The following is a 26,626-nucleotide window of genomic DNA, read 5'->3' as shown; positions in this document are numbered from 1 at the left end:
CATTGAATAATTAACTTTCAACCTTTAGAACTTAACCTTACTCACAAAAAAACGTAATCACCCGCTTGGCGATTACGTTTTTTATATTTAAAATTATTTACTTGATTTAGTAACGCCCGGTCCAACCAATGTCGAAGTTGGATGGAACATCGTATTAGGATGAGTCACTACTTCTGACAATGAATGTCCCGAAATATTGACCATCATGAAGAATAATACTGCCAAGGCTACGAACGCCGTAAAGATCCGAGTTGGCCATGACATCGTTTCAGAAATCACACTGCCATAAAAGTCCTTTTGAACTTCCCGTGCAACGTGTGGATTACCAGGTTCAGCCTCTTGACGTTCAGCCGTAATTTCCTTCTGGTATTCCTTAATATCAAACGCCTTTTGCTTTTCCTTAGCGTCATTTTGATACTTTTTCTTGTCCTTCTTTGAAAGTTCCTTGAACCACTTGATGAATTCGCGGTATTCGGTAACAACTTCATCAGTTGGTCCGATTTGCTTCAAGTCACCGTATTGAATCCAGGCAACTCGATCACACAACATTTCAACTTGCTTCAATGAGTGACTGACGAAGATAATCGTCTTGCCAGCTTCTTTGAAGGTCTGGATCTTTTCCACACACTTCTGGTAGAAGGTATCATCACCAACGGATAAGGCTTCATCAATGATCAGGATATCAGGATTGATATGCACCGCAATGGCAAAACCTAAGCGAGACTTCATACCAGATGAATAACTCTTAACGGGTTGGTAGACGAAATCGCCAATATCAGCAAATGCAATGATATCATCCAACATATCATCGATTTCCTTATTGGTCATCCCCATCATCAAGGCTTTCAAACGAATATTCTCTAACCCAGTCAATTGACCACGCAAGCCAGAATTGATTGCAACGATCGAAGTATCCCCACGAACGTCGACAATCCCAGTTGTTTGTGGAATAACACCAGAAATAATGTTTGATAACGTTGATTTACCAGAGCCATTGACCCCGATAAGTCCAAGCGTTTCACCCGCTTCAACTTCTAATGAAACACCCTTCAAAGCCCAAAATTCTGGGATCTTTTGATTTGAAACTGAGAAAAATGCTTTGAGTTGATCTGAACGCGTCTTAAACAGATCGAATTCCTTAGTCACATTTTGAACTTTAATTTTGTAATCAGCTGTCATTTCAATACTTCCTATATATTATACGATTTATGTTCTAATAGAAGATCATTACTAACTGCTATATGGTACAAGAGAAGTGCCCAACCGTCAAGCCGAGTCTAAAGAGCTTTAATTAAAATTAACCTGCACTATTAATTGTGATTAATCACACAATCTTTTGAAAAGAGCACTGCAAACGTTCGCATTATTGCTACTAATGAAATATACTTAAAGGAGCAAGTTACTTGTCAGGCATGTACGGGAGTGAGTAAGTCTATGAAAATAATCGAACATCAGGGGAACGGAATCAACTACTACACGTTAGTGAACAATCACCACATGAGCGTCACAATTATGGATTGGGGCGCTACCATTACGGCTATCAAGACCCACGATAAGGACGGAAAATTCGCCAATATCATTCTTGGTTTTGACGACGGCCCCGACTACATTACCTATCAATCATTTTTTGGCGCAACGGTTGCTCGGGTAGCTGGCGTCATCAAAAATGCGCGTTGGCGAGATCATGATTTGACACAAAATTCTGGTGAGAACCACTTAAACGGTGGTAACATGCCACAGATTGCCTTTGAACCATGGTTTCTTGAACGAAAACTACACACCAGCGATCAGGTTGGGCTGGTCATGCAATACATTACCTTAGATGGCGAAAATGGCTATCCAGGGACCATGACGATCACCGCTAACTTCATTTTAGATAACGATGGCAAATTCACCATTAGTTACACCGGTAAGAGCGATAAAGAAACGCTTTTCAACCCAACTAACCATACTTATTTTAACCTCAGCGGTAACGCCGAAAGCTTAATCAACCATCAAATTCTAAAAATCAACGCGGACGAATACGCCTCCCTCGATAAGCATGGCTTACCAACTGGCAAACTGCCGTGGGTCACCGACAGTCCATTCGACTTCCGTGATCCAGCTGAGATTGGCCCCCAGATTGCTAACATTAAGGGTGGCCTCCATCACGGCTTTGTTCTTAACGACACCCCTTACCCACAAGTTGAACTACTCGACCGGGTCAGCGGCCGTAAACTCACGATGCGCACCAACGCACCGGCTGTCGTTGTCTCTAGTGCCACCAATTACCGCGACGACCGTTACCGTTTAAATGGGGGTAAACCGATGCGTTCACAGTTAGGACTCTCACTGCAGGCTCAAAAACTGCCGGATGCCATTCACCATAAAGCTTTTGGGAGTATTATCATTGAACCTAACGTGCCAGTCACGTATCAAACTGCCTATCAATTTACGAATATTTACGACGTTTAACACGTTACGTATCACTAAAAATAAGGATATAATTCAAAATAAGGCGTCTCAGAAATGATTATTCTGAGACGCCTTATTTATTTAGCTGATTAGATCAAAATAGACACCATCAAACAATTTACTCGACTTACTCAAGAAATCGTCTCATGACAATAACCCTACGCTGGTTCATCTCCATGATTTTCAAAATCAATGGCCTTGATACGACCATGCCGCCGACCATAAAAGAGGATACTGAACGCGGAGAAGACGACCGCAATCCCAAGTAGGATGCTGATTTCAGGCCAAGCAGTGTCCCCTATCATCAACGTTTCACGCAAACCACTGACCGCGTACGTCATCGGTAACCACGGATGGATCGTCTGGAAGAACCCATTACTCAATTCAATCGGGTACGTCCCCGCAGATCCGCCTAGCTGTAAGACTAACAAGATCATACTGAAGAAGGCGCCCACACGACCAAATACGAGGTTCAGCCAGTAGACAATACTCATGAAGGCCATCGCAATGCTGAAGACCATCGCTAGCGTTGCCCAAGCGTGAACTGGCGCTAAGCCATCAATTACGATCAAGAACGTTTCAATTAAAAGACTTTCTAACAGTGCGAAACTGCCGAGAATTGACGCTTTACCCGCCCACCAGTAAAAACCGTTCTTAGGGTATTTACGTGGGGTGTAGGTATCAAACATCATGTTAAACGCCAACGCACCAACAAACAGTGAAACGGACATCATGTAAGGTGCCATTCCCGTTCCGTTGTTCTTAGCGTGATCACGTTCAGTATGGCTAGTTGTAACTGGCTTAGCTACCTGTGCATATGTCAATTTACTTGGATTGACTTGCGCCTTTTTACCAGCAGCACTCAGCTTAGTTGCCAGGGTCTGATTACCACTCTGAACACTAGCTAGTCCCGTTCCCAGTTGTTGTGAACCACTAGCCAACTTCTGGCTACCACTGTTTAGTTGACTGCTACCACTTGCGAGTTTAGCCGCGCCACTCGTCAACTGCGTGCCCTTAGTTCCTAATGTCGTCAGGCCAGTTGTAACTTGCTGTGACCCCTGATCAAGTTTGGTCACACCGCTCGTCAGACTAGGTAATTGACCAGTCAAAGTTGCTAGTCCAGTGCTCAAACTGGTTGCGCCCGTATTCAAACTACTGCCCTTCGTATTCAACGTCTGCGTCCCACTGGCTAATTGCTGGCTACCACTAGCCAATTGCGACGTCCCTGTCGTCAAAGCAGTCCCGTTACTAGCCAGCGTTTGCGTTCCCGTAGCCACTTGTTGCGCACCACTCGTCAACTGAGTCACGCCGCTACTCAAACTAGGAGCCGCTTGGTTCAGCTTTTGAACACCGTTATTCAACGTTGTCATCCCACTAGCAGTACTTGCAAGTGCCGTACTCAACTGATCAGCACCCGTACTTAACGTGGTTAACTGGGTCAATAGGTTCGCTTGACTGGTAGCAGCCTTCCCCAACGTCGTCTGTAGCGCTTGAATCGTTGACTGATTACTGTCAGCAGTCACGTTATTCAACGCTGTTGTCAATTGGCTGCTAGCCGTCTTAACGGCCGTTGTATCACCCGTCGTTGCACTATCGCTAACCGCTGCAACCATCGCAGCCTTTTGCGTGGTGGTTAATTTTTGCGCAGTTGCGGCTGTGTTGACCCGACTAACTAGCGCCGTCTGTTGTTGCTGTTGGTTAGTCTGCATTGTCGTTAACGCTTGTTGCAACGTCGTGGCCGCCTGTTTGACTGCCGTTAACTGCTGCGTATTGGAATTAGTCGACAACTGCTTTAGTTGTGTCGCTAAGTCCTGTTGCTGACTCTTCGCTGAGCTGACCGCTTGGCGAACCTGGTCTAAACCAGTAGCTAGCTGCGTGCTCTTCCCCGCTATTTCTTGAATGCCAGTATTAAGATCACCACTACCATTCGCCAAACTTTGCGTGCTCGTTGTTAATGTCTGCGTCGCTTGTCCAAGTGTGCCCAACTTACCCTGTAATAACTGAGCACCCTGATTGACCTGGCCAACACCGCTAACGTATTGCTGTGTCTTACTATTGAGCGTTTGGGTCCCGCTTTGTAACTGGCTCGCTGCCGTGTTCGCTTGTTGTACGCCATTAGTATAACTTTGAACACCACTAGCTAACTGCTGACTACCATCGTTTAGTTTCGTTGCACCAGCCACCAACTGCTGACTACTACTTAGTAGTGTATCCAGTCCGGTCGTCACTTTTTGACTACCAGTTGTCAGCTGATTAACGCCCGTCATATATTGTGTCAGCCCTTGTGCTAACGTCTTGCTACCACTCTGGAGCGTTAACGTACTCTTGGCTAACGTATTGAGGCCAGTTGTAATTTTCTGATTAGCTTCCTCCGTCTTCTGACTACCATTCGCTAACTTTTGATTATTCTTGCCAGCCGTGGTCAAGCCATTGCCAAGCTGTTGAATGCTTGCAAACAGAGTTTTCGCATACGTGCGCGTAATCTGCTGACTGACCTGCGTCGCCACACTGTCCGCCGCGCTGCTAGTCATTTTAGCTGCCGTAAAGTTATGACCAGCGCTGGTTTCATACTTTAGAACCATCTTCTGCGGCTTTTTAGCCATTAAAGTCGTTGCGTGTTTTGAAAACTGCTTTGGAATCGTAACAACCATGTAATACTTGCCATTCTTTAAACCCTTTTTCGCAGTTGACTCGTGAGCCACAACTTCAAAGTCCATCGACTTAGATTTAGATAAATTATGGGATAGTTGCTTGCCTACCGCTAAGTGCGTTCCTTGGTAATCCACAGCCTGGTCTTGATTAACGACCGCAACCGGAAGATTCTGCAACTCACCATACGGATCCCACATTGATTTTAGAAATGTCACGGCGTAAATCGACGGGATAAACCCGATAACGATAACGACGATCAACATTAATTTGTGCTTGAGTAAGTAACGCCATTCTGCCTTGATTATACTGACTTAATTCCCCATTCCCTTACAAATGTGCTATGCTTATGCCTAAGTTAATTACCACGTGTGGCTTATATAATAGCCACTTCGATATTAAAATACCACCACAGCATAACTAAATTTGTGGAATATGCCCCATTTAAACCCCATGTGGGGTCTAACTTTCGTTAGGAGACGTTAATATGGTTAAAACTGATTTACGAGTTCAACGCACGCGAGCCGCACTACGACAGGCTTTCCGTGTTCTAGCTTTAAAGTATCCCCATTATCGCGATATTACAGTTAAAGAACTTACCGCCGTTGCTAATGTGAATCGTAAGACCTTTTACTTACATTTCGATTCAATTGACGACCTTGCTGAAACCTTCACTCAGGAGAGTGCCGAAAAAATCTTAGCCCTACTCAGTCCGGACGATTTCAAGGAAAACATTATCCAACCTGGTCTCATCTTTGATCGGTTAGTCGACTTCTTCCATCAATCTGAAGATTTTCACCGGGTGATTCTCCTCAATGATGATTACAGCTTCCTCACTCATAAAATCTACAATCTGATTACGGACGGTCTCACCACGACCATTCAGTCCAATTACCATCTGCCGGCCATCGATGCTAGAATCTGTGCAAGCTTTTTGATTCATAATAACCTGACATTTTTCCGTCTTTACTACCAAGGTGATTTAGGGATCACGATTGATGAATTGAAAAAGCGCCTCGTCTCGCTCAATGCTTACGGTATTCACAACTTTTTCTATCCCGATGATCGTTTATCATAAACAACGCAAAAAGGAGCAATGACAAACGTCATCGCTCCTTTTGTGTTCAGAACTAGTGGTTGAAAATTATGAAACAACTGTAAATATATCTATTATCACAAGCATCAACCAGTCTAGCCGGAGCTAGTGCTGACCATCGCAGGCGAAAGTAGTAATTAATTCATGCTTATAGCACCTGATCTTCAATCGTCTTCAAGACACCATCATGTTCGTTATCCAATACCGTTACATGTTTGGCAACTGCTTGAATCTCAGCTGGCGCGTTACTCATCGCATAGCTATGTGCCGCGTATTGTAGTAGTGGCACATCGTTAGCTCCATCGCCGAACGCCATGATTTCATCCGCTGTTAGCCCTAGTTTAGTGGCTAGTTGCTGGACTGCTGGTAATTTACCAACGTGTTGATCCACCAAGTCAACTACACCGTAACCACTGTCATGTGCTTTTAACTTTCCATCAAAGTACGTATTCGCTTGTGCCACTAATGTCGCAGCATTTTCAGGTTCCGTCGTCACACTGATTTTTTTGATTGTATCAGTGACACTGGCTAGGTCATCGACCAGCTGCAGGTTGTCATAAAACTTTCGCGCCATCTTAACTAATTCGGCTGGTGCCCCAGTTTCAGTATAAGAACCGTGACTCCCCACCAAAATGATATAAGCATCTTTAAATAGCGCTTGCTTGCGATCAACGGTCACAAATTGTCGCTGTTGCGCAGCTGATAAGCTACCATCGTAGATCAATTTGTCCTGTGCATAGATCGACGCACCATTTTCAGCCACCACAATCAGATTGTCCGCCATAACGTCACCAAACAGCTGCTGAAGGTGTGCGTACTGGTTACCGGAAGATAATACCAGCGACACCCCAATTGCTTGTAGGCCAGCTAAAACGCGTTTGAACTGGTCCTGGTTAAAACTCTGATCCTGATGTAAGAGCGTCCCGTTCAAATCGGTCGCTATTAGTTTGATTGTCACAAAAAGTCCTCCTCGATCATGCTACATTTAGATTAGAAATAGGTCTTAATCATAAAATTAGCTCATCTCATTTATCAATATTAATTTATTATACTCGTTTTACGGTTATGAGTTGCCTAACCTGACTTCAATGACGAAGTACGACCATCCAAATCAATAAGCAAAAACGCCACTGGTAATCACTCACCAATGACGTTTTACTGTGCCCACACACTTATTTGTTAATTATTCAACCGTAACACTCTTAGCCAAGTTTCTTGGTTTATCAACATCTAAGCCCTTATTCAAGCTGGTGTAGTAAGCCAATAACTGACCAGGAACGACGCTGAGCAAGGCCGTTAAGCGTTCGTCAACGGCTGGCAAGACAATCGTGTCGTCTGGTTTAGCCAAACTATCCGTCACGATCGTAATCGTCTTGGCGCCACGCGCTTCAACTTCTTGCAAGTTAGAACGGGTTAAGCCAGCGGTCTTTTGCTGCGTAATGATCCCGATAACTGGCGTATCTTTTTCAATCAACGCAATCGTACCGTGCTTCAATTCGCCAGATGCAAAGCCTTCCGCTTGAACATAAGAAATTTCCTTGAGTTTCAAGGCCGTTTCTAGTGAGACCGCGTAGTCTAAGCCCCGACCAATGTAAAAGGCGTTTGGCGTGTCTAACAAGTCGGCCTTAGCTAATTTTTCAAAGGTTTCCTTCTCGTCAACTAAGCCCTGCATGCCGTTAGCAACCAATGCCAATTGTTGCTTCACATCAAAGTCGGTTGCGTCAGCTTGATCCACGGCCATGCCTAGGGCTTTAGCCAAGATTGCTTCTAAGGCAATCTGTGCCGTGTAAGCCTTGGTTGAAGCCACCGCAATTTCAGGACCAGCGTGTAAGAGCAGCGTGTAAGTTGCTTCACGTGACAACGTTGAGTTTGGCACGTTGGTAATCGTCAAACTTGGGAAGTGTTGTTCATTCACATTCAACAAAACTTCACGACTGTCGGCTGTTTCACCAGACTGAGTCAAGAAGATGAAGAATGGATGGTCTGACAACAATGGTTGGTTATAAGCGAATTCAGATGAAACGTGTACTTCTGTTGGAATCTTAGCGAGTGATTCAAATAACTTCGCACCCACTAAACCAGCATGATAACTCGTCCCAGCGGCTACAATATATAACCGATCCGCACCTTTTAATGCGTCCAACAAGTCATGGCTAATGATTGGTTCGCCCGCATCATTTAGATAAACTTGTGATAATTTCCGCATCACATTAGGTTGTTCGTCGATTTCCTTCAGCATGTAGAAGGGATAAGTCCCCTTGTCAGCTTGCGTTGCATCAATGTCCACGTGGAAGGTATCACGTTCAACGGCCTGACCATTTTGATCAGTAATCTTGATTTCGTCAGGTTTAACCACAACGATTTCACCATCATGTAATTCCAAGTAGTCCTTGGTCTGATCCAGCATAGCTAAACTATCAGAACAAACGACGTTGAAACCATCGCCAACACCGATTAATAGTGGACTCTTGTTCTTAGCCACATATAACGTATCTGGCATCTCTTTGTCCATCAACAAGAAACCGTATGATGAATGACCCAATAAGCCTAATGTCTTTCGGAATGCATCCAACGTGTTGAGACCATCCTTAGTGACAAAACGATCAACCAATTGCACGATAACTTCAGTATCCGTCTGTGATGTAAAGGTCACGTCACTCAAATAATCCTGTTTTAATTCTTCAAAGTTTTCGATTACACCGTTGTGAACCAAGTAGAAACGACCATCCGCAGAAACTTGGGGATGCGCATTAGCAACGCTTGGTACACCGTGGGTTGCCCAACGTGTATGACCAATTCCAGTAGAACCATGGACGTTGGCACCTACTGCTTTGCGTAAGTCGTCGATCCGGCCCTTTTCCTTAACTAAGTAATCTTGACCATCCTGATCATTAACATAAATACCGGCTGAATCGTAACCCCGATATTCCAATTTTTGTAAACCATTCAATAAGATTGATACCGCACTATCTTTACCTGTTACTCCAACAATTCCACACATAATTAATCTTCCTTTGCTGTTTGAATTGTTTCTAGCTGCGTGGTCAAAATGTCTGTCACCAATTTCACAACTGGTTTTTGTAATTGACCTGTAGAGTGCAGTCCCTGACGTCACCCGTCGATTATCGATAGACGTCTTCCTCGTCAACTTTAAAATCTAAAGTCCTGGCGCTATTCCATTCAAACCAATTAGTAATTGGTCTAGGCTACTCTCCTAATTGGTATATTTTCTAGAAACAAGACTAGCTTACCTTTAAAACGGATTCATGTCAACGATATTATATATTGGTATACGTGTTAATTAAGATGTATACCAATCTCAATCACCGGCACAATAGTGTCACTAGCAAGTTATGATTTTTTTGTGATTTCACATTGGTCTAAGCTAACATCTACAAAATGAGAGTTCCGTAAATATGGTTTTATCAGCATAAATTGTTTTAAATCATTGATTTTATAAGTATTCGTCTACACATTTGTACTAGTTAAAATTTTAATTGATTGCCCTGTTATACTGCTGTATGTGCAGATTTATCCGCCTACCGGGGTAGTCTGACAACGCTGGAACGCCATGGGCACGATTTTGAGCTCACAAGCCAAGGACGCTTGCAATCTCAAAACTCGACCTTACACTAACCTGAACACTGTCAGACTCCCCCTCACGGCTAGCTTGGATTTAAAGTGTTAGTAGTGCCCGTACCTAGTCTTAATTTGGTTCATCGTTACATCAAAAGGAGGAACCGGCTGACTGTTTTATCGAAATCATCCGTAATTTTTTAGAAAAATCGCTTATTAAATTGAACAATAGCTCCTTAAAAGACAAATTTGATACTCAAGACTAGTCAGTCTAAAAAACTAAGTACGTACAGATCCGCCTTTAACTACTATCTAGCCGAGAGGAGCGTCCTGACAATGTTCAGTGGTGAAATTATCCTTGGCTGAGTGGTCTTCTCGGCTAGGATAAGGCCAAGCTTAAAGATTGCAGCGGGGTTTTGCTGAGCTTTAAGTGTGCCCACCACGTTCCAATCATTGTCAGGACGCTCCGGCAGGCGGAATAGGACGTATTCCGCTCTCTGGTGGCTTATCAGGCTTGGCCCGGTCCCACAGCTGAGCTAGTGCTGGCAATCGTAGGCGGAAGTTATAGCCGCTTTGGAAATACAAAAAAACAGTTACCGGTAATTACCGGTAACTGTCATCTTTAATTGCTTAATTATTCAACGCCAACTTCGGCTTTAACGACATCAACGATCCGGTCAACATAAGCGTTAACCAATTCGTCAGTCTTGGCTTCAGCCATGATCCGTAGTAAATCTTGAGTCCCTGAAGGGCGTACCAAGACACGACCATCGCCAGCCATTTCGTTTTCAACATCTGCAATAACAGCTTTGATCTTGTCGTTACTCAAAGCAGCTTGCTTGTCTTGAACCTTAACGTTAACTAATTTTTGTGGGTAGGTCGTTACTTCACCAGCTAATTCGGATAACTTCTTACCAGTTTCCTTCATAACGTGTAATAACTGAATCCCAGTTAACATCCCGTCACCGGTCGTGTTGAAATCAAGGAAGACCACGTGACCAGACTGTTCGCCACCTAAGTTATAGCTGTCTTTCAACATTTCTTCAACAACGTAACGGTCCCCAACTTGGGTCTGTTTGCTGTGTAAACCAGCGGCTTCTAGGCCTTTGTATAAACCAATGTTACTCATAACCGTGGTAACAACCGTATCTTTCTTCAATTTCCCGCGTTCGCTGAGGAACTTACCGCAAATATACATGATCTTGTCGCCATCAATGACGTTACCAAGTTCATCCACCGCGATACAACGATCGCCGTCACCATCAAAGGCTAACCCAACTTGAGCACCCTTTTCAACGACAAATTTTGCCAATGCGTGAGGATGAGTTGAACCAACACCCTTATTGATGTTTAAACCATCGGGAGCAGTTGCCATCGTGTCAAAATCAACGTTCAAGTCAGCAAAGATCCGTGAGACCAAGTTGCTGGTTGAACCGTTGGCACCGTCGACTGCTAAATGAATCCCGCTTAAATCATCAGGAATCGTTTGTTCCAAGAATTGAGCGTATTTCAGATTACCTTCTGGGAAGTCAGCAACCGTACCCAAGCCTTCTGCTGCTGGCCGTGGTAGGTCATCAGTTGGTTGATCCAATAAGGCTTCGATTTCTTCTTCCTTAGCATCGGATAGCTTGAAGCCGTCACCACCAAAGAACTTGATACCGTTATCTTCAGCTGGGTTGTGAGAAGCTGAGATCATGATACCGGCAGCAGCATCTTGAATACGAACTAAGTAAGCCACACCAGGAGTCGTGATAACGCCTAAGCGTAACACTTCGATACCAGCGGATAATAAACCAGCAATCAAGGCTTCTTCCAACATTTGTCCTGAGATCCGAGTATCACGAGCAACTAATACTCGTGGTTGCGTTTCTTTATTAGCAGCGTGTTCCGTCAAAACGTAACCGCCTGCACGACCTAATCGAAAAGCTAATTCAGGTGTTAAACCAGAGTTAGCAACGCCCCGGACACCATCAGTACCAAAATATTTCATTATTATTTACCTCGTTTCAAAAATTTCAATTAATTACCTTCAACCGTAATCTTAACTTTAACTGACGTTGGACTGACTGAAGAAATCCCGTCCTCATCACTTGTCGAGACTTTAACCGTCTTCGTCGTTGTTTCTTTCACATCCGTAACGTCAACGTTGACCGGCAACGTCTTTAACTTAGCCAACGCAGCCTTGGTCCCAGTGACGGTTACCGACTTAGTATCCGACGAGAACGAATAGTTCGTATCTGACGATGTTTTACCACTCGCCTTCAGATCAATCGGCACATCCTTAGTCGTTGTCGCTGGCGTAATCGGAATGTAGACCGACGTCGTTGACGGTGTTAAGACCACGTTTAAGTTCTGACCATTGGCATCTAAAGCTTCGATCACAGCTTGTTGATTGACTGCTTTGTCTAGGTTCTTTTCAGTATTGACGACCGCAACGACCTTAGCTACTTTGCTAACCTCGCTGACAGCCCCCGTTACTTTAACCGACGACGTCCCTAAGCGTGGTGTGCCAACTTCGTAACCATCCGCCACATTGGCCTGGTTGAAATCAGCACTCACCTTATAGGTAGCCGTTCGCCGGGGTTGGATATTCACGTGGATATATTTCTGACTCAATCCGTAACTGAGTTCTTTGTTTAAGCCATCCACTTGTATTTTAACACTATGACGTCCCACCGATAACTTCGACAAGTCAGCGTAAACTTTAAAGTTTTGGGTATTCGCCGTCGTTGTAACTAGTGCAGCCGGCCCTTCAATCGTAACTTTGATATTTTCTGGATACCCCGTTACAAAGTACTTGGTACTATTAACATTAAGCTCTAAGGGTGAACTGATCGCTACTTTACGATTAGAGGTTAAGGTCGTCTTCGATGAACTATTCGTCAAGACACTCGTGTTATGAGTAGTCTTTAACGAATTGACATACGCCACCAAGACCAACGCACAGACCAGTGCCAACAAACGCATCGACCAATTACTATTAATAAATTTTTTCATTTACGAAGACCTCCGCCAAAGATACGTCCAAACCAACTTTGGAACATATTTTGATGAGTTTGATCTGTCGGGGTCAATAAGATTTGCCGGAAGTAACGCAGGTAATTTTCCTGGCTCATACCACGCATCAGCTCATTATCCTTCGTAATTGAGACCTCACCAGTCTCTTCAGAGATAACAATTGTTAACGCGTCCGTTACTTCACTAATCCCTACAGCGGCTCGGTGTCGTGTTCCCAATTCTTTAGGAATGAGGTTACTTTCTGATAACGGTAAGTATGCCGCGGCTACCTTGATCTGATTATCTTGAATAATGACGGCCCCATCATGCAGTGGCGTATTTGGGATAAAAATGTTAATTAACAATTCTCCCGTAATGTCAGCGTCCAAAGCAATCCCGGTCTCAATATAATCTTCCAATCCGGTGTCCATCTTAATGGTCATCAGTGCACCAATACGACGCTTGGCCATGTACTGAATTGCTTTGTCCAATTCAGTGATCATCCGCTCTTCATCCTCATTTTGGCGCTTACCACGGGAAAACATGGATCCACGGCCTAAATGCTCCAACCCACGCCGAATCTCGGGTTGAAAAATGATGACCATTGCAATTACTGCCCAATTAATAATTTGGTCCATGATCCACGAAACGGTGTCCAGACCAATTAAGACACTAACTGCCTTGATAATCGCAATGACGATGATTCCACGGAAGAGTTGCACCGCCTTTGTGCCCCGTAACAACACAATCAGCTCATAGATGACAAACCAAACTGCAAGAATGTCAAGGAGCCGGACAAAGTTTTGCAATGTCAATAAACTGCTCCAATTGAGAGTCATAACCCTCCTCCTCGTGAAAATTATTTACTTTCACATTATAGCACGGCCACTCACTCCCCGTGGACTGATTTCAGTAAGCGAACAATCTTTTCTGGAATACTTTGATTTAATATTAAACTTGATGTTCTTTAATATAGCTTGATTAATATTTCTGTTAAAATTAGACATGAAAGGATGTGACTGAATGACTAGAGGACAGCGTTGGCTAGTTCGGTTCGTTTTCTGGGGCTTTATTCTCTTTGCCGCGCTTGATTTACATGGTTCGTTTCGTTTCTTATTACTTAATACAATCCTAGCTTATATTCCAATCGAGCTAAGTTTCTGGCTTACCACTCGCCGGGAACCCATCTTGTTTTGGCTAATAGCGGTCATTTGGTTGCTCTTTTACCCAAACGCACCGTACTTGATGACTGATCTATTTCACCTCAGCCTACTAAAGCCTTATGGTATCAATGGCATGTTACGTTTCGATCTACCGATGTGGCGTGATTTTGCTTACTTAGTAGGTCCAACGATGGTGGCAACTATCATTGGAACCTGGGGTGTTGACCGTGTGGCACAAGAAGTTACTCGCCGCCTGCATTTGAATAAGTTACCCGCTAGCAGATCTTTAATTAGTGGTGCCCTATTCCTATTTGCCAGTATTGGCGTCTACGTCGGTCGGTTTCTTCGGTTACATTCCATCTATTTGCTGATTACACCTCAATACATCATTAAACAGTTATTAGGAATGTGGTCACTTAAAATGCTAGCCTTTGTTTTACTAATGTGGCTACTACAGCTATTCATTTACGCGGCGTGGCGTTTCACCATTACATCCACGCCTTCCGAAAAACAATTTTAAATTCTTCCATAAAACGACCTCAGGGCATTGATTGTCCCAAGGTCGTTTTGTATTTTCCCTATTATTAATAAGGGTTGAGAATTCTAAGCACGCTGTCCACCGCTTCACTAGCCAAGAAAACGTGCTCCTCTGATATTTGATTCAATGACTACTCTGTTAGCTAGCAATTCTCGTGAACTAACATTAATGATACTTACCATTAGTCTTAATCAATCTAGCAGGAGGTGGTCAGTCCTAGCGGTGCGGTGAAGGTGGCTTTAGTCCGGTGTTTTTCCGGGCTTAGGCCACGGACGTTCTTGATCATTAGCGTTTTTTGCCAATGATCAAGACGAGGGTTAAGACCGCTTCTCAGGCTTAACCCGGTCCCCACAGCTGAGCTAGGACTGACCACTGGAGGCGAAAGTAGTAACTGATTTTATCTGTTCACTGCCATGCCACCATCCCCAGTGAATCATTAACTTTCACCTTTTAGTTATTAACAACAAGGTGATCAAAAAGCCACGTTTAAATCTAGATAAAAAAACGACACCATCACGATTTCGCTAATCGTAATGGTGCCGTTTCTTATTATTACTGTATCAGAAACTAATTCTTAGTTTGTGGATCACTATATTCGGTATGGCTACTGCGTTTATCATGTAAACCGCCAAAACCAGTGAAACCAAAACCGGTCGCTTTTTCTTCAGCATCGCTAATATACTGTAACGTATCACTAGCCCGCTGTTCACCGTAAACTTCCATCCACTGATGAAAACGTTGGTTAGAGGCTGTGGTAATAGCTTTTTCAACCTTTAAGCCAGATTTGGTGAGTGATAGATACTTGATCCGGCGATCGTGCGTATTAGTCGTCTGTTCAATGTACTTTAAGTCCAATAAAACGTTAATCTGACGAGCAATTGCGCTCCGTGAGACCCGTTGTGCCGTGGCGATTTTTACCAACGTCAACGATTCATCACTCGTTGCGATCATCCGCATAACGGTGTACGCTTCAAACGTGATCTTATATGGCCGTGTAGGCACTGATACAAAGTCCCCAATGTACTTCAGAATATGCATATAAGTGTCTACGAAGCGTTCTTGAATCTCTGACTCTGTCATGTGATGTCCCCCTTGATAAACTCTTCATCGCGATAGTCCTTTTTCAACCAGTGATTAATTTGCAGAGCTAACCATTCACCGGTAACACTACTCTATCATTATTATAACCTAGAACTACTAATTTACAATCTAAAAAGTTAATTAATCGTCATCGGCCTCAATATCGTTGAGCATTAATAAGTTCTCCGAGTAATTAATGAACTGCCGTAACTTTGCCGCGGTGCGTAGGTTTATTCGACCGCTCTCCAACAATTGTTGAACCCCCGTGCGTTCGGCACCTAAACTTTTAATCCGTAACCTGTGTATCTGTTGTTCATAATCTGCACGTGATAGACTGTGATCATTTTTCGCATTCTCAATTCGATTACGATAGTGCACAATCAGGTGATATAGCGCTTGACGGTCAAACTGTTGCTCATCAACGTTAGCTTGTTTTAAATATTGAGATAACGATTTGATAGCTGCCTTAGAGGCTTCTCGTTGAATATTTAATATCTCTGACCGTAGCTCACCACTGTCACCCGGCGCTAACCATAACCGGAAACCTTGCATTGCTCGGCTCATAATCAGCCGTAATGACCGTAACGTTGGTAACCCCGATTTGTGCGTTGCACGGATAAAGCGTTGTTCACGGCGATCAATCCGTTGTAGATAAACTTTACCTGCTAATTTAGTGGTCTGACGATCGAGGATCATCTGCTTAACCGCTTGACGCTCACCAGCTAGCGCAACTAATCGTAACTGTAGTTCATCCGTCAACATCGGTGCTAGTTCATCCGCCGTCTGCGAAGCAACCTCTAGCCGTCGCATTTGAAACTGTTGATCCAGAATCAAGTCATACGCTGCCCGCTGGTTTTCTGGCCGGCGATGTTCTTCGACGTTTTGGATAGCAAGCTGCAAAATATAGACTCGCGCTTGTTTATACGTCAACTGTTGAGGCACCTCAGTCGTAGCGTCTTCCGGTACATCTGTATCGTCATCTTCACCATCCACCAACGCCACGTCATCCTCATCAGGACTCGAACCACGAGTCACAAACGGAAGTGATTTAGACGCAATCAACGGCAAAATAGCTGAAGCTGCAATCAGACTGACAATGATGACCCCAGCTGCAATAAACAGGACTAATGAGCGTTCTGGAAAGGCCTCGCCAGTTGCAATAACGGTTGGAATGGTGAACACCCCAGCCATCGTAATGGCACCACGAACTCCAGATAGCCCTGATAATGCTGCAATCCGCAAGCTAGGTTTAGCTTGCTTGCGATGCCGTAACCAGTTGAATAGCATGTACGCGTAAGTCCAAGCCACCCGGATCAGGAGCAAGATGCCCCAGACAATCAGGACGTCAAAGACTGCGTGGAGTGTATTCGTATGTGCACCCTTGATCGTTGCTCGGGTCGCCACTGGTAATTCAATTCCGAGGATCAAGAAAACGATCCCGTTCAATAAGTAAACGATCACATTCCAGACACGTTCTGTGACTAACCGTAGTTCGGGAGCATCTTCACTCTCATGAGAATTCTGAACATGCGATAAAACACCCGCGGCAACTACCGCTACGACACCAGAAGCGTGGAACCATTCTTCTGCAATGAAATAAATAGCAAATGGCGTTAGGATCTGTAAGACGACATTGAAGACAATGTCATTAATCCCCTCACGACGTAACAAGTCGCGAATCAATTGAATCAACGTGATTAACGCTAAACCAACGGCTAACCCCACCAAACTGATGTAGATAAAGTCACCAATCGCATTACCTAAGACAAAACTACCCGTTACGGCAGCGGCTAAGGCGTACTTGAACCCAATCAGTCCACTGGCATCGTTGATCAAACTTTCACCACTGACTAAATGCAAAATTTCTTTGGGCAATTTGACCCCTTCAGAAATCGACTGCACAGCGATGGGATCCGTCGGTGACAAGATGGCAGCTAACGCAATCGCTACTGCCAACGGAATACTTGGAATTAAAACGTGAATCAAGAAACCACCTAAAATGGTGGTAATAAAGACAAGAACGATGGCGTTGGCAAAGATTGCCCCGCGTAATTCCCACAGTTCCTGTTTTGGAAATTCTCTGCCGTCGTTGTACAACATCGGTGCAATGAAGACTAGCATGAACCAATCCGTCTGCAACTTAACTTGTACGTTTAACAATAAAGCCACTCCTAGACCCAATCCGACCTGAATTAAACTGACCGGGATTGCGACTAGATAGTGGCTCAACACATTCGACAGCAGCACTAAACACGCCAGTAAAATCACTAATTCAATTAGTGGCATCTAAGTGGTTGCCTCCTTTGTTAAATTGACCTTACGATACTTGGGCGTCCTCACCAATAATCCGAACTTCAGGTTGTAGGTGAACCCCAAAACGTTCAAACACAATTTTTTGGATGTAATGAATCATATTCATATAATCCGTTGCCGTTGCGTGATCGACATTAATAATGAATCCGGCGTGCTTCTTAGAAACTTCCGCACCGCCAATTCGATGACCTTGTAAGCCAGCATCATGAATTAGTTTACCAGTAAAGTAACCGGTTGGTCGCTTAAAGACACTTCCACAAGAAGGCCATTCAAGCGGTTGTTTAGCGGCACGCAACGTATTCAATTCGTCCATTTTAGCCTGGATGGTCGTTTGATCACCCGACTTCAACGTAAACGTCACTGAAACGACGATATCATCATAATCTTGAATACTGCTGTGACGATAACCGAAATCTAACTCAGCATTGGTCAGCGTTTTGAGCTGCCCTTGCGGCGTCAATACCGTAACCGTTTCAACGACTTCACTCATTTCACCGCCGTATGCGCCAGCGTTCATGAAGGCGGCACCGCCGACACTACCGGGAATACCAGCTGCAAACTCGAGACCAGTCAAAGCAGCACGACACGCTACTTTGGTCGTTTCAATAATTGCGGCACCAGCTTCAGCGACCACCCGTTGATCACTAACATGGATCTGATTCATCCGAGTTAGAATGATCGTCAAGCCCCGAATACCGCCATCCTTAACGATCAAGTTACTGGCATTGCCAATGATCGTCAGTGGCAATGACTGCGCGTCAGCGTATTCGATCAGGGTCTTGGCTTCGCTGATTGACTTAGGAAAAGCCACGTAATCGGCGGGACCACCCGTTTTGGTATTCGTATAATGACTGAGTGATTCATCTTTTTTTATTTCAATAGTTGGAAAAGCGGCCAAGACATCTGGGATCATGGGGAAGTTCCTTTCAGGTTTCGATTTGAATCGTCGAAGTTAATACAGTTACGAGCCACACATTCACGCCACACTGGCTCACAATTCTGGGCATCTAAGGCTGACCTTAACTGTACTCAAACGATTTCGTGATTAATAAAGCTATTGTTCCATTTTAGCACGTTTTAGTCGCTTAATAAATGACGGCATACCGCGTGACTTGTAATCGCCGATGCTGGATCAACCGGATTAGCACCGTGCGTTTCAACAGCTGTTAGGAATGCTCGAATCAAGGGTGCAAAACCACGTTTTTCTAATGTGGGTGTCCAGTCTGGAAAACTAGTGGTCTGCGTCTGTGAAGTCGTCACCGTAGTCAAGGTATTTAAATCCGTCACAACGCCACGTTCTTTAGTCGCTTGCATGGTCACTTGTTCGAGGTTGACACCACCCACCATATTCGTCACAACTTGCAACTGCTCGTGCGCAGTTTGGGCACTAAAGTAGCCTTGGCCCATGTTGCCATTTGCAGTTGGGACGATACGACCATCCGTACTAACCAGCGGTTCATCTAATAAGAAGAGGCCGGTATCAACCATGTGGATCATCAGATCAAAGACTGCTGTTTCAGCACTCTGATCACTATCTTCACGGACCTTTTCCGCCACAATCATACGCTTGTCAGGCAAAGCTTTTAATTGTTGATTGAACGGTGCAAAACGACGATTAAAGCCACAGGTTAAGAGCAAGTGCCGGGCTGCTGCCAAATCGTATAAATGTTGAACCACTTGCACATCTGTTGCAACTGGTTTATCAACGTAGACGTTAATATCTGCCATCAATAACTGCTTGATGATCGTCGCGTGCGTACTCGTTGGCGTGTGCACAAATACCGCGGCTGGATGTTCCGCAATCAATTCGTCCAATGTCTCATGCGTATGGGTCATACCGTACATCGCTGCTAATTGAGCTCGCTTTTCGGGATTACGGGTCGTCAGATGAAATTCATACTGATCTTGCATGGCGGCCATCACGGGTAAGTATGCTTTTTGTGCAATGTTACCTAAACCAATTACACCAATTTTTAACATTAAAAGTCCTCCATTTTTTGACGCGGAATGCGTTACAATTATAGTAAAGCTATTTTGAAAGGTCTGAAATTCACGTGAAACTTATTTCTTGGAACGTTAATGGACTACGAGCTGCCGTCAAACACGGCTTTGTCGATACTTTTAACCAATTAGACGCTGATTTTTTCTGTGTTCAAGAAACTAAATTACAAGCCGGACAGATCGATATTGATTTTCCTGGCTATTACCAGTATTGGAACTACGCCGAACGTAAGGGCTATTCCGGAACAGCCATCTTCACCAAGCACGAACCCTTGGCCGTTACTTACGGTATTGGCGTGCCTGAATTCGATGATGAAGGTCGCGTCATCACCCTTGAATACGCTGACTACTACGTCTTGACCTGCTACACGCCTAATTCTGGTGGTGAACTCAAACGCTTAGACTACCGCCAAGCTTGGGAAGACGCCTTTTTACAATATATCAACGGGCTAAGTGCGGATAAACCGCTGATTTTCTGTGGTGACCTCAACGTTACTCACGAGAATATTGATCTCAAAAACTGGCAGAGTAATCATCATAGCGCCGGTTTTACTGACGAAGAACGGGCTAAGTTTAACCAATTATTAGACAATGGGTATACCGATACATTTCGGCATTTCTACCCAGACCAAACCGGTATTTATTCTTGGTGGAGCTACCGGTTCCACGCCCGCGACAACAACTCTGGTTGGCGCATCGACTACTTTATTACCTCACAACAACTGGCGGACCGGTTACTCAACGCTCGTATTCTAAACGACGTGTTCGGCTCCGACCACTGCCCGGTAGAACTCGATATTCGGTTGTAGGAACTGTTAACTTGAAATCAGTGCCATAACTTTGTACGATTAACATAATCTTTAGAAACGGTGGTGACCACTTTGAACTTTGTCGCAATGGACTTTGAGACGGCGAGCGCGAAACGCGACAGCGCCTGTTCCCTAGCGTTGACCGTGGTTCGTAATGACCAGATCAGCGATGAATTCTACACCCTCATCAAACCCGAAAGTGAATTTTTCTGGCGTAACGTGCAAATTCACGGGATTCACGAAGCCGACGTGGCCGACGCCCCTAAGTTCCCAGAAGTCTGGCAGCACATCGCCCCATTCTTCCAACGGGACCGGCTAGTGATTGCGCACAACGCCCCGTTTGACGTTGGGGTGTTACGTAACACCTTGGCACACTACGGCATCGATGCACCGGAGTACCTCTCCATGGATACCGTTAAAACGAGTCAAAAGTTCTATCCAGAATTACCCAATCACAAACTCGATACGATGTGTAATGCTTTAGGAATTGAACTCCAGCATCATCACAACGCCCTAGACGATAGCTTAGCTTGTGCCAACATTTTATTGGCGCAAGCCCAAGCCTTCGGAACCGAACAATTAAAACCATTCGTTCGGGTACAGGGGTAACTTGAACTGACTTAGCCTGGCAATTGCTGGGCTTTTTTATTTTGAAAATTATTATCAGCACTTAATTCTTCACTCCACCAGCCAGGATAACGTGCCATGGGGACCGGTCCCAGCCAAAAATCGGTCTGGAACCTCGCTTCGAGCCCTAAAGTACAAGTCTTCGAAGACGTCCCGCAATCTAAGGCGGCCAACTACGCCACCTAAAATTGCCTGCATGGCACGTTACCCCGGCTGGCTCCGTTTAAACTCAGTCACATTTATTGTTATCGGTTGGCGTCTAAATCTCACTTGATCAAACTAGAATTAATCACCTTTTTTTAAAGACAAATCAGTCTAGCCGGAGGTGAACAGTGCTAGTGGTGCTGTGAAAGTGGTGTTAGTTCGGCGTTCCTTGCCGAAGTTACACCACGGACGTCGTTGGTCCTCGCGTCGTGTGTCAATGACCAACGCGAGGACCAAGACCGCTTCTCAGGCTTGGTCCGGTCCCCACAGCTGAGCTAGTACTGATCACCATAGGCGGGATTTCCGCTGCAATTTAATTCGTTGCGTATGCCACTACACCATCATCAGCATGTCCATCGCAGCGACGTGCTGACCAGTGGGATCAACGACTTCGTAGCTAGCTGGCGTACATGCTTCAAAACCAACGTGCTGATAGAGTTTAGCGGCACGGGTATTCCGTGTTTGGACGGTCAACACTAGTCGTTCCAGCGTACTGTAGTTACGCGCCCAGTCAATAATATCTTCGACTAAGGCGGTACCTAAGCCCATCCCCCAGAATTCTTTAAGAACTGCTACTCCAACTTCACCCTGCGCTTCCCCAAGTTTTTCATCAGCTTGCACCGTGCCGACGCCAATCAAACGTGATCCTAATACAGCTACAAAAATCACATTGGTCGTCGTTCTGGTAATCTGTTCAATCTGCTGACATTCATCGGCTTCACTGACATTTTCAATGCCATCGTCGACCGTAAATGTATTGGATTCACCAGCAAGTTGCGCTAACAAGGCTAATAATTTGGCCGCATCCGTAGCTTCTGCTGGCCGTACGTCCACAACTTCATCTGCCATGGTTAATCACCCTTTCAATTGTTCAACTAACTGTTCATAATGCGTTCCTTCAGGCGTGAACGTGATTACCCGTTGATCATCCGCATTATCGTTACGGCTGATTCCAACTCGTAAATAGGTCTTTGGCAATAGGTCAGCAATTAATTCTGACCATTCCACCACGCTGACCCCGTCACCATCAAAGTATTCATCCAAGCCAAGATCTTCCGCCCACCATTTTCTAACCGATAGACGTCCATATGATAGAGTGGCACCCGGCCCTGCCGATATTCACGAATCAATGTGAACGTAGGACTCTTAACGTTGCCGACGATACCTAAGCCCTTAGCCAGTCCCTTGGTTAACGTCGTTTTACCCGCGCCAAGATCGCCGTCAAGCAATAGTAAGTCGCCTGGTTGTACAAGCTGACCTAACTGTTCACCGATCTTTATAGTCGCCTCTGGTGATGTTACCGTAATTGTTTCCATCTTTTCCAACCCCTCATCTCAATTAAATCTCTTTAATCTATGCTCTCATTATAAAAAAAACGAGCGCAACTTCAAAGCACAAACTCTGAAGTGACCCTCGTTTAATAAACTAATTGTCTAATTAAGCTAATCCTTGGGCAGCCGTAATGATGGCAACTTTATAAACATCTTCTTCACTGCAACCCCGTGACAAGTCGGAAACTGGTTTGTTGAGGCCTTGTAAGACGGGACCAACCGCTTCAAAGTGACCGAAACGTTGGGCAATCTTGTAGCCAATGTTACCAGATTGGAGTTCTGGGAAGACGAACACGTTAGCGTGGCCGGCAACCTTTGAACCTGGCGCTTTTTGTAAACCAACTTTTTCAACAAAAGCAGCATCAAATTGAAGTTCACCATCAATGGCTAATTCAGGAGCAGCTGCTTGTGCTTTAGCCGTTGCTTCTTGAACCTTAGTCACCATGTCGCCCTTAGCAGAACCCTTGGTTGAAAAACTCAACATCGCAACTTTAGGTTCAATATCAAAGACTTTGGCCGTTGCCGCACTCTGAGTCGCAATTTCAGCTAAGGTGTCAGCATCAGGATCAATGTTAATGGCACAGTCAGCAAAGACGTAACGTTCCTCACCCTTTTGCATAATGAAGGCACCAGAAATACGGTGTGAACCTGGCTTAGTCTTAATGATTTGGAGTGCTGGTCGAACCGTATCACCAGTTGGATGTACGGCACCAGAGACCATGCCGTCCGCTTTGCCCATGTATACTAACATCGTCCCAAAGTAATTGGGATCTTCGAGCATCTTAGTGGCTTGTTCAGGGGTGTTCTTACCCTTACGACGGTCAACTAAGGCATCCAACATGGCTTTTTTGTCAGCATCCGGATACGTTGCTGAATCTAATACTTGTACACCAGTCAAATCGGCGTTCAACTCTTTAGCAACGGCTTGAATCTTATCTGCCGCACCCAAAACGATTGGTTGAACCAATCCGTCCGCAGCTAAACGGGCTGCCGCACCGACGATCCGAGGTTCCGTACCTTCTGGGAAAACAATTGTTTGATCTTTACCAGTAATCTTCTTTGCCAATGATTCAAATAAATCCATGTGATGACCCTCCAATAAAATATAATTAATCTTTAAGGCTGACGTGTTTAGGCAGCTGCCAATTGATTGGCTGCTCGCCCAAGGATTCTAACGCAATGTTTGTTTTTGAAAACGGTTTGGAACCGAAGAAACCACGGTAAGCCGATAACGGACTTGGATGGGGTGCTTCTAACACCACGTTAGTCTGCGTATCGATCAGCTTGATTTTAGAACGGGCCGCCTTGCCCCACAAAATAAAGACCACTGGCGTTTCACGTTCAGACAATCGTTGAATTGCCACGTCAGTCAAACGTTCCCAGCCCTTATTGGCATGTGAGAACGCGACCCCGTTTTGAACCGTCAGCACTGAGTTCAACAGTAAGACACCCTGTTTGGCCCAGCTTTCTAAATAACCGTGATTAACCGGCGTACAGCCCACATCGTCTTGCAATTCTTTATAGATATTAACTAACGACGGTGGCACTTGCACACCTGGTAAGACGGAAAAGCTCAACCCGTGAGCTTGATTAGGCCCGTGATACGGATCCTGTCCTAAAATAACGACCTTCGTATCAGTAAACGACGTCCACTCAAAGGCCTGAAAAATATTATACATATCTGGATGAATATTTTTCGTCTGGTACTCCCGTTTCAAAAATTCATGTAATTGATGGTAGTATGGTTGTTCAAATTCTGGTTTTAATACGTCCCACCAGTCTGTGTGAATAAACGCTTTCATCCTTAACACCTCTCGTTTTATTGTAGCATACTCAAAACCAGTAATGATAATAATTCTGTATTCAAGTCCAAACATGTTAGAATATATTTATTAAGACTACTAAAGGATGTGACAACATGATTTCGATCATCGCCTCTGATATGGACGGTACATTATTGAATAACGAAATGGTTGTTTCCGATTTTAATGCCAACGCCATCCGTCAAGCCCAACAGCAAGGCGTACATTTTATCGTTTCGACCGGACGACGTTTTTCTGAAGCCCAGCCACTATTGGCTGCTCAAGGAATCACCGCACCACTGATTACCTTAAATGGCGCCGAAGTCTACGATGCTTCTGGCAAAATGCTCGACATGGTTCCCATTACCAAAAGCGTTTCACGTACCATTTTCCATACGCTAACTTCTCAAGGGTACTACTTTGAAGTTGTTGGCAATGACGGGATTTATTCCAACAACAAAGCAAAACGCATCGAGCAAATTGCACATTTGTTAACTAACTTAAATCCAGATACGTCATTTAAAGTTGCCGTATCACTCGCATCTGCTCGTCTTGAATTGATGGATATCAATTACGTGGATGACTATAATAACCTGTTAGAAGACCCACAAAAACACGTGATGAAGATTATTGCATTTAGCCAGGAAGGTCCCGCTAAGCTTAAGCCATTAAGCGATGAGATCCTCGCTAAGCATTCTTCACTGAAGATCACCTCTTCATCAGCATCGAATATCGAAATCAACAATATCAACGCTCAAAAAGGGATTGCTGTTGAGCGTTACGCTAACATGCTCAACACCCCAATGACTGACGTTATGGCTATTGGTGACAACAACAACGACGTTTCAATGCTTGAGTTAGCAGGTGTCAGCTACGCCATGGGTAACGCCAGCACCGAAGTTAAACAATTAGCTAAATATATTACCGACACTAACGTTAATGACGGCGTGGGTAAAGCGATTTTAGAGGTACTTGCTAAACAGTAAGTTTCTGGAAACGGAGGTTGGAAATGCGTAAATTATATTTCAGCCGCAACAATTTTGCCAAGGGCGCCCGAATCGTTCGCGACGCGCATAACCAATCACATTACCTGCTGGTTGGCCGCTGGGGGCGTCGTCAGGACGCACTCAGTCTCTATGCGATTCAGGGCGACTTGCTTGCTGAAATCCGGCAGACGTCTCTCGGCCTATTGCCAAAGTTCGATCTGTACTATAATCGTCAAAACGTCGGCTCAATCAGTAAGACGCTCGGTTTTTGGCACGAAATGTTGTACGTTCGTAAGTTACACTGGATTATCATGGGTAGCTTGAATACCGAAAGTTACCGGACCTATCACGGTACTGAATTGATAATGACCATGCGTCCAGTCGTCACCAGTAACGGTGAAGCTTTTGAACTCATGATTACAGATAAGACAACTGAACCACTCTGTATCTGCATCGCGGCAATTCTCGACCATTGGCAGAAACCAACCAATCAGTCACGAACACCGCTCACCAACAAAGCCCTTAAAGTCAGCTTTGGCGAAACCAATTATACGTTGACACCGCATCATAAAGCGACGCAACATTAAACTATTACTGACAGATTCTAAATAAAGCATCCGGTTATGACTGAAGTCATGGCCGGATGCTTTATTTAGTATTGAGTTTTAATACCGAAGTTGTGCTGCAATCACGTGAGTCACGAATACTTTTTCCGCTTAGCTACGGAATAGTAACGATTGGTAGCAAAGACATTGGCTCGATCACGTCTACTACTTTTCTGTCGAAACGTGTCACGCAAGGCAGTTTGTTCCGCTTAACCCAAAACCAGCGCCTATTCCCAAAACCGGAATAATCGCTGGTTCCACGTTAATAACTACCACTGCTTTATTGTCGAAACGTGCGACACGAGGCAGCGACCTCCGCTTAGCTACGGAATAGTAACGATTGCAAATGACCCTCTGCCTGAATCACTGCTACTGCCTTACTGTCGAAACGTGTC

General features: G+C 44.7%; 21 protein-coding genes and 1 pseudogene. 7 read left to right on the top strand and 15 right to left on the bottom strand.

Going from position 1 to position 26,626, the window contains the following annotated elements:
* Positions 1-93 precede the first annotated feature (93 nt).
* The gene (gene tagH, locus ACG95_RS02820) at positions 94-1,179 is read right to left on the bottom strand and encodes a teichoic acids export ABC transporter ATP-binding subunit TagH (RefSeq protein WP_047999047.1); all 1,086 of its coding nucleotides are present in this window, start codon (positions 1,177-1,179) and stop codon (positions 94-96) included.
* Positions 1,180-1,434: 255 nt separating this feature from the next.
* Between tagH and ACG95_RS02815 the strand changes: the two genes are divergently transcribed.
* Positions 1,435-2,454, top strand: a complete 1,020-nt coding sequence (locus ACG95_RS02815; protein WP_047999046.1) for an aldose epimerase family protein — start codon at positions 1,435-1,437, stop codon at positions 2,452-2,454.
* Between the two features lie 158 nt (positions 2,455-2,612).
* On the opposite strand, the gene ACG95_RS02810 is transcribed toward ACG95_RS02815, so the two are convergent.
* A complete protein-coding gene (locus ACG95_RS02810) occupies positions 2,613-5,408 on the bottom strand; it encodes a YhgE/Pip domain-containing protein (protein WP_272946169.1) in 2,796 nt (931 codons plus the stop codon).
* Between the two features lie 182 nt (positions 5,409-5,590).
* On the opposite strand from ACG95_RS02810, the gene ACG95_RS02805 reads away from it, so the two are divergent.
* Positions 5,591-6,181 carry a TetR/AcrR family transcriptional regulator gene (locus tag ACG95_RS02805; protein ID WP_047999044.1) on the top strand — a complete coding sequence of 197 codons (591 nt, stop codon included), beginning with the start codon at positions 5,591-5,593 and terminating at the stop codon, positions 6,179-6,181.
* Between the two features lie 166 nt (positions 6,182-6,347).
* Here ACG95_RS02805 and ACG95_RS02800 read toward each other — a convergent pair whose 3' ends face one another.
* The 5 genes from ACG95_RS02800 to cdaA all read right to left on the bottom strand — a co-directional run bounded on the left by ACG95_RS02800 (position 6,348) and on the right by cdaA (position 13,611).
* Positions 6,348-7,157, bottom strand: a complete 810-nt coding sequence (locus ACG95_RS02800; protein WP_047999043.1) for a Cof-type HAD-IIB family hydrolase — start codon at positions 7,155-7,157, stop codon at positions 6,348-6,350.
* Positions 7,158-7,382: 225 nt separating this feature from the next.
* Complete coding sequence (glmS, locus tag ACG95_RS02795) at positions 7,383-9,200, bottom strand: glutamine--fructose-6-phosphate transaminase (isomerizing) (RefSeq protein WP_047999042.1); 1,818 nt, start codon at positions 9,198-9,200, stop codon at positions 7,383-7,385.
* A 1,209-nt stretch (positions 9,201-10,409) separates the two neighbouring features.
* Positions 10,410-11,765: a phosphoglucosamine mutase gene (gene glmM, locus ACG95_RS02790; protein WP_047999041.1), complete on the bottom strand. Its 1,356-nt coding sequence runs from the start codon at positions 11,763-11,765 to the stop codon at positions 10,410-10,412.
* Between the two features lie 29 nt (positions 11,766-11,794).
* On the bottom strand, positions 11,795-12,772 hold the full coding sequence (locus ACG95_RS02785) for a CdaR family protein (protein ID WP_047999040.1): 978 nt from the start codon (positions 12,770-12,772) through the stop codon (positions 11,795-11,797).
* On the bottom strand, positions 12,769-13,611 hold the full coding sequence (gene cdaA, locus ACG95_RS02780; protein WP_047999039.1) for a diadenylate cyclase CdaA: 843 nt from the start codon (positions 13,609-13,611) through the stop codon (positions 12,769-12,771). The genes ACG95_RS02785 and cdaA overlap by 4 nt, the downstream gene beginning before the upstream one ends.
* A gap of 184 nt (positions 13,612-13,795) precedes the next feature.
* On the opposite strand from cdaA, the gene ACG95_RS02775 reads away from it, so the two are divergent.
* Positions 13,796-14,455 carry a DUF1361 domain-containing protein gene (locus ACG95_RS02775; protein WP_047999038.1) on the top strand — a complete coding sequence of 220 codons (660 nt, stop codon included), beginning with the start codon at positions 13,796-13,798 and terminating at the stop codon, positions 14,453-14,455.
* 585 nt (positions 14,456-15,040) lie between these two features.
* On the opposite strand, the gene ACG95_RS02770 is transcribed toward ACG95_RS02775, so the two are convergent.
* The 4 genes from ACG95_RS02770 to ACG95_RS02755 all read right to left on the bottom strand — a co-directional run bounded on the left by ACG95_RS02770 (position 15,041) and on the right by ACG95_RS02755 (position 19,846).
* A complete protein-coding gene (locus ACG95_RS02770; protein ID WP_047999037.1) occupies positions 15,041-15,553 on the bottom strand; it encodes a MarR family transcriptional regulator in 513 nt (170 codons plus the stop codon).
* 141 nt (positions 15,554-15,694) lie between these two features.
* Positions 15,695-17,839 carry a cation:proton antiporter gene (locus tag ACG95_RS02765; RefSeq protein ID WP_047999036.1) on the bottom strand — a complete coding sequence of 715 codons (2,145 nt, stop codon included), beginning with the start codon at positions 17,837-17,839 and terminating at the stop codon, positions 15,695-15,697.
* A gap of 31 nt (positions 17,840-17,870) precedes the next feature.
* A complete protein-coding gene (gene murB / locus ACG95_RS02760; protein ID WP_047999035.1) occupies positions 17,871-18,779 on the bottom strand; it encodes a UDP-N-acetylmuramate dehydrogenase in 909 nt (302 codons plus the stop codon).
* A gap of 164 nt (positions 18,780-18,943) precedes the next feature.
* A complete protein-coding gene (locus ACG95_RS02755) occupies positions 18,944-19,846 on the bottom strand; it encodes a Gfo/Idh/MocA family protein (protein ID WP_047999034.1) in 903 nt (300 codons plus the stop codon).
* A gap of 74 nt (positions 19,847-19,920) precedes the next feature.
* Here ACG95_RS02755 and ACG95_RS02750 point away from each other — a divergent pair, with 74 nt between their 5' ends.
* On the top strand, positions 19,921-20,676 hold the full coding sequence (locus ACG95_RS02750) for an exodeoxyribonuclease III (RefSeq protein ID WP_047999033.1): 756 nt from the start codon (positions 19,921-19,923) through the stop codon (positions 20,674-20,676).
* A gap of 72 nt (positions 20,677-20,748) precedes the next feature.
* Positions 20,749-21,285, top strand: coding sequence for a 3'-5' exonuclease (locus tag ACG95_RS02745; protein ID WP_047999032.1), 537 nt, complete (start codon positions 20,749-20,751; stop codon positions 21,283-21,285).
* 555 nt (positions 21,286-21,840) lie between these two features.
* Here ACG95_RS02745 and ACG95_RS02740 read toward each other — a convergent pair.
* From ACG95_RS02740 to ACG95_RS02725, 4 genes and pseudogenes are all read right to left on the bottom strand, one after another.
* Positions 21,841-22,356 carry a GNAT family N-acetyltransferase gene (locus ACG95_RS02740; RefSeq protein ID WP_047999031.1) on the bottom strand — a complete coding sequence of 172 codons (516 nt, stop codon included), beginning with the start codon at positions 22,354-22,356 and terminating at the stop codon, positions 21,841-21,843.
* Between the two features lie 6 nt (positions 22,357-22,362).
* A pseudogene (tsaE, locus tag ACG95_RS02735) lies at positions 22,363-22,823 on the bottom strand (tRNA (adenosine(37)-N6)-threonylcarbamoyltransferase complex ATPase subunit type 1 TsaE).
* A gap of 121 nt (positions 22,824-22,944) precedes the next feature.
* Positions 22,945-23,922 (bottom strand): phosphate acetyltransferase, encoded by a 978-nt coding sequence (gene pta / locus ACG95_RS02730; protein WP_047999030.1) that lies wholly within the window; start codon positions 23,920-23,922, stop codon positions 22,945-22,947.
* A gap of 25 nt (positions 23,923-23,947) precedes the next feature.
* Positions 23,948-24,640, bottom strand: coding sequence for a uracil-DNA glycosylase (locus tag ACG95_RS02725; protein ID WP_047999029.1), 693 nt, complete (start codon positions 24,638-24,640; stop codon positions 23,948-23,950).
* Between the two features lie 116 nt (positions 24,641-24,756).
* On the opposite strand from ACG95_RS02725, the gene ACG95_RS02720 reads away from it, so the two are divergent.
* Complete coding sequence (locus ACG95_RS02720) at positions 24,757-25,626, top strand: Cof-type HAD-IIB family hydrolase (protein WP_047999028.1); 870 nt, start codon at positions 24,757-24,759, stop codon at positions 25,624-25,626.
* A 23-nt stretch (positions 25,627-25,649) separates the two neighbouring features.
* Positions 25,650-26,213, top strand: coding sequence for an LURP-one-related/scramblase family protein (locus ACG95_RS02715; protein ID WP_047999027.1), 564 nt, complete (start codon positions 25,650-25,652; stop codon positions 26,211-26,213).
* Positions 26,214-26,626: the final 413 nt, after the last annotated feature.

Origin of the sequence: Lactiplantibacillus herbarum (assembly GCF_001039045.1) — a bacterium.
GTDB lineage: Bacteria > Bacillota > Bacilli > Lactobacillales > Lactobacillaceae > Lactiplantibacillus > Lactiplantibacillus herbarum.
Note: the sequence above shows the minus strand (reverse complement) of the source record. Positions and strands in the feature narration are given on the sequence as shown.

Excerpts from the sequence above, each read along its gene's own strand:
- tagH (WP_047999047.1), bottom strand. The coding sequence starts at position 1,179 with ATGACAGCTGATTACAAAATTAAAGTTCAAAATGTGACTAAGGAATTC.
- ACG95_RS02815 (WP_047999046.1), top strand. The coding sequence starts at position 1,435 with ATGAAAATAATCGAACATCAGGGGAACGGAATCAACTACTACACGTTA.
- ACG95_RS02805 (WP_047999044.1), top strand. The coding sequence starts at position 5,591 with ATGGTTAAAACTGATTTACGAGTTCAACGCACGCGAGCCGCACTACGA.
- glmS (WP_047999042.1), bottom strand. The coding sequence starts at position 9,200 with ATGTGTGGAATTGTTGGAGTAACAGGTAAAGATAGTGCGGTATCAATC.
- glmM (WP_047999041.1), bottom strand. The coding sequence starts at position 11,765 with ATGAAATATTTTGGTACTGATGGTGTCCGGGGCGTTGCTAACTCTGGT.
- ACG95_RS02785 (WP_047999040.1), bottom strand. The coding sequence starts at position 12,772 with ATGAAAAAATTTATTAATAGTAATTGGTCGATGCGTTTGTTGGCACTG.
- cdaA (WP_047999039.1), bottom strand. The coding sequence starts at position 13,611 with ATGACTCTCAATTGGAGCAGTTTATTGACATTGCAAAACTTTGTCCGG.
- ACG95_RS02775 (WP_047999038.1), top strand. The coding sequence starts at position 13,796 with ATGACTAGAGGACAGCGTTGGCTAGTTCGGTTCGTTTTCTGGGGCTTT.
- ACG95_RS02770 (WP_047999037.1), bottom strand. The coding sequence starts at position 15,553 with ATGACAGAGTCAGAGATTCAAGAACGCTTCGTAGACACTTATATGCAT.
- ACG95_RS02765 (WP_047999036.1), bottom strand. The coding sequence starts at position 17,839 with ATGCCACTAATTGAATTAGTGATTTTACTGGCGTGTTTAGTGCTGCTG.
- murB (WP_047999035.1), bottom strand. The coding sequence starts at position 18,779 with ATGATCCCAGATGTCTTGGCCGCTTTTCCAACTATTGAAATAAAAAAA.
- ACG95_RS02755 (WP_047999034.1), bottom strand. The coding sequence starts at position 19,846 with ATGTTAAAAATTGGTGTAATTGGTTTAGGTAACATTGCACAAAAAGCA.
- ACG95_RS02740 (WP_047999031.1), bottom strand. The coding sequence starts at position 22,356 with ATGGCAGATGAAGTTGTGGACGTACGGCCAGCAGAAGCTACGGATGCG.
- pta (WP_047999030.1), bottom strand. The coding sequence starts at position 23,922 with ATGGATTTATTTGAATCATTGGCAAAGAAGATTACTGGTAAAGATCAA.
- ACG95_RS02725 (WP_047999029.1), bottom strand. The coding sequence starts at position 24,640 with ATGAAAGCGTTTATTCACACAGACTGGTGGGACGTATTAAAACCAGAA.
- ACG95_RS02720 (WP_047999028.1), top strand. The coding sequence starts at position 24,757 with ATGATTTCGATCATCGCCTCTGATATGGACGGTACATTATTGAATAAC.
- ACG95_RS02715 (WP_047999027.1), top strand. The coding sequence starts at position 25,650 with ATGCGTAAATTATATTTCAGCCGCAACAATTTTGCCAAGGGCGCCCGA.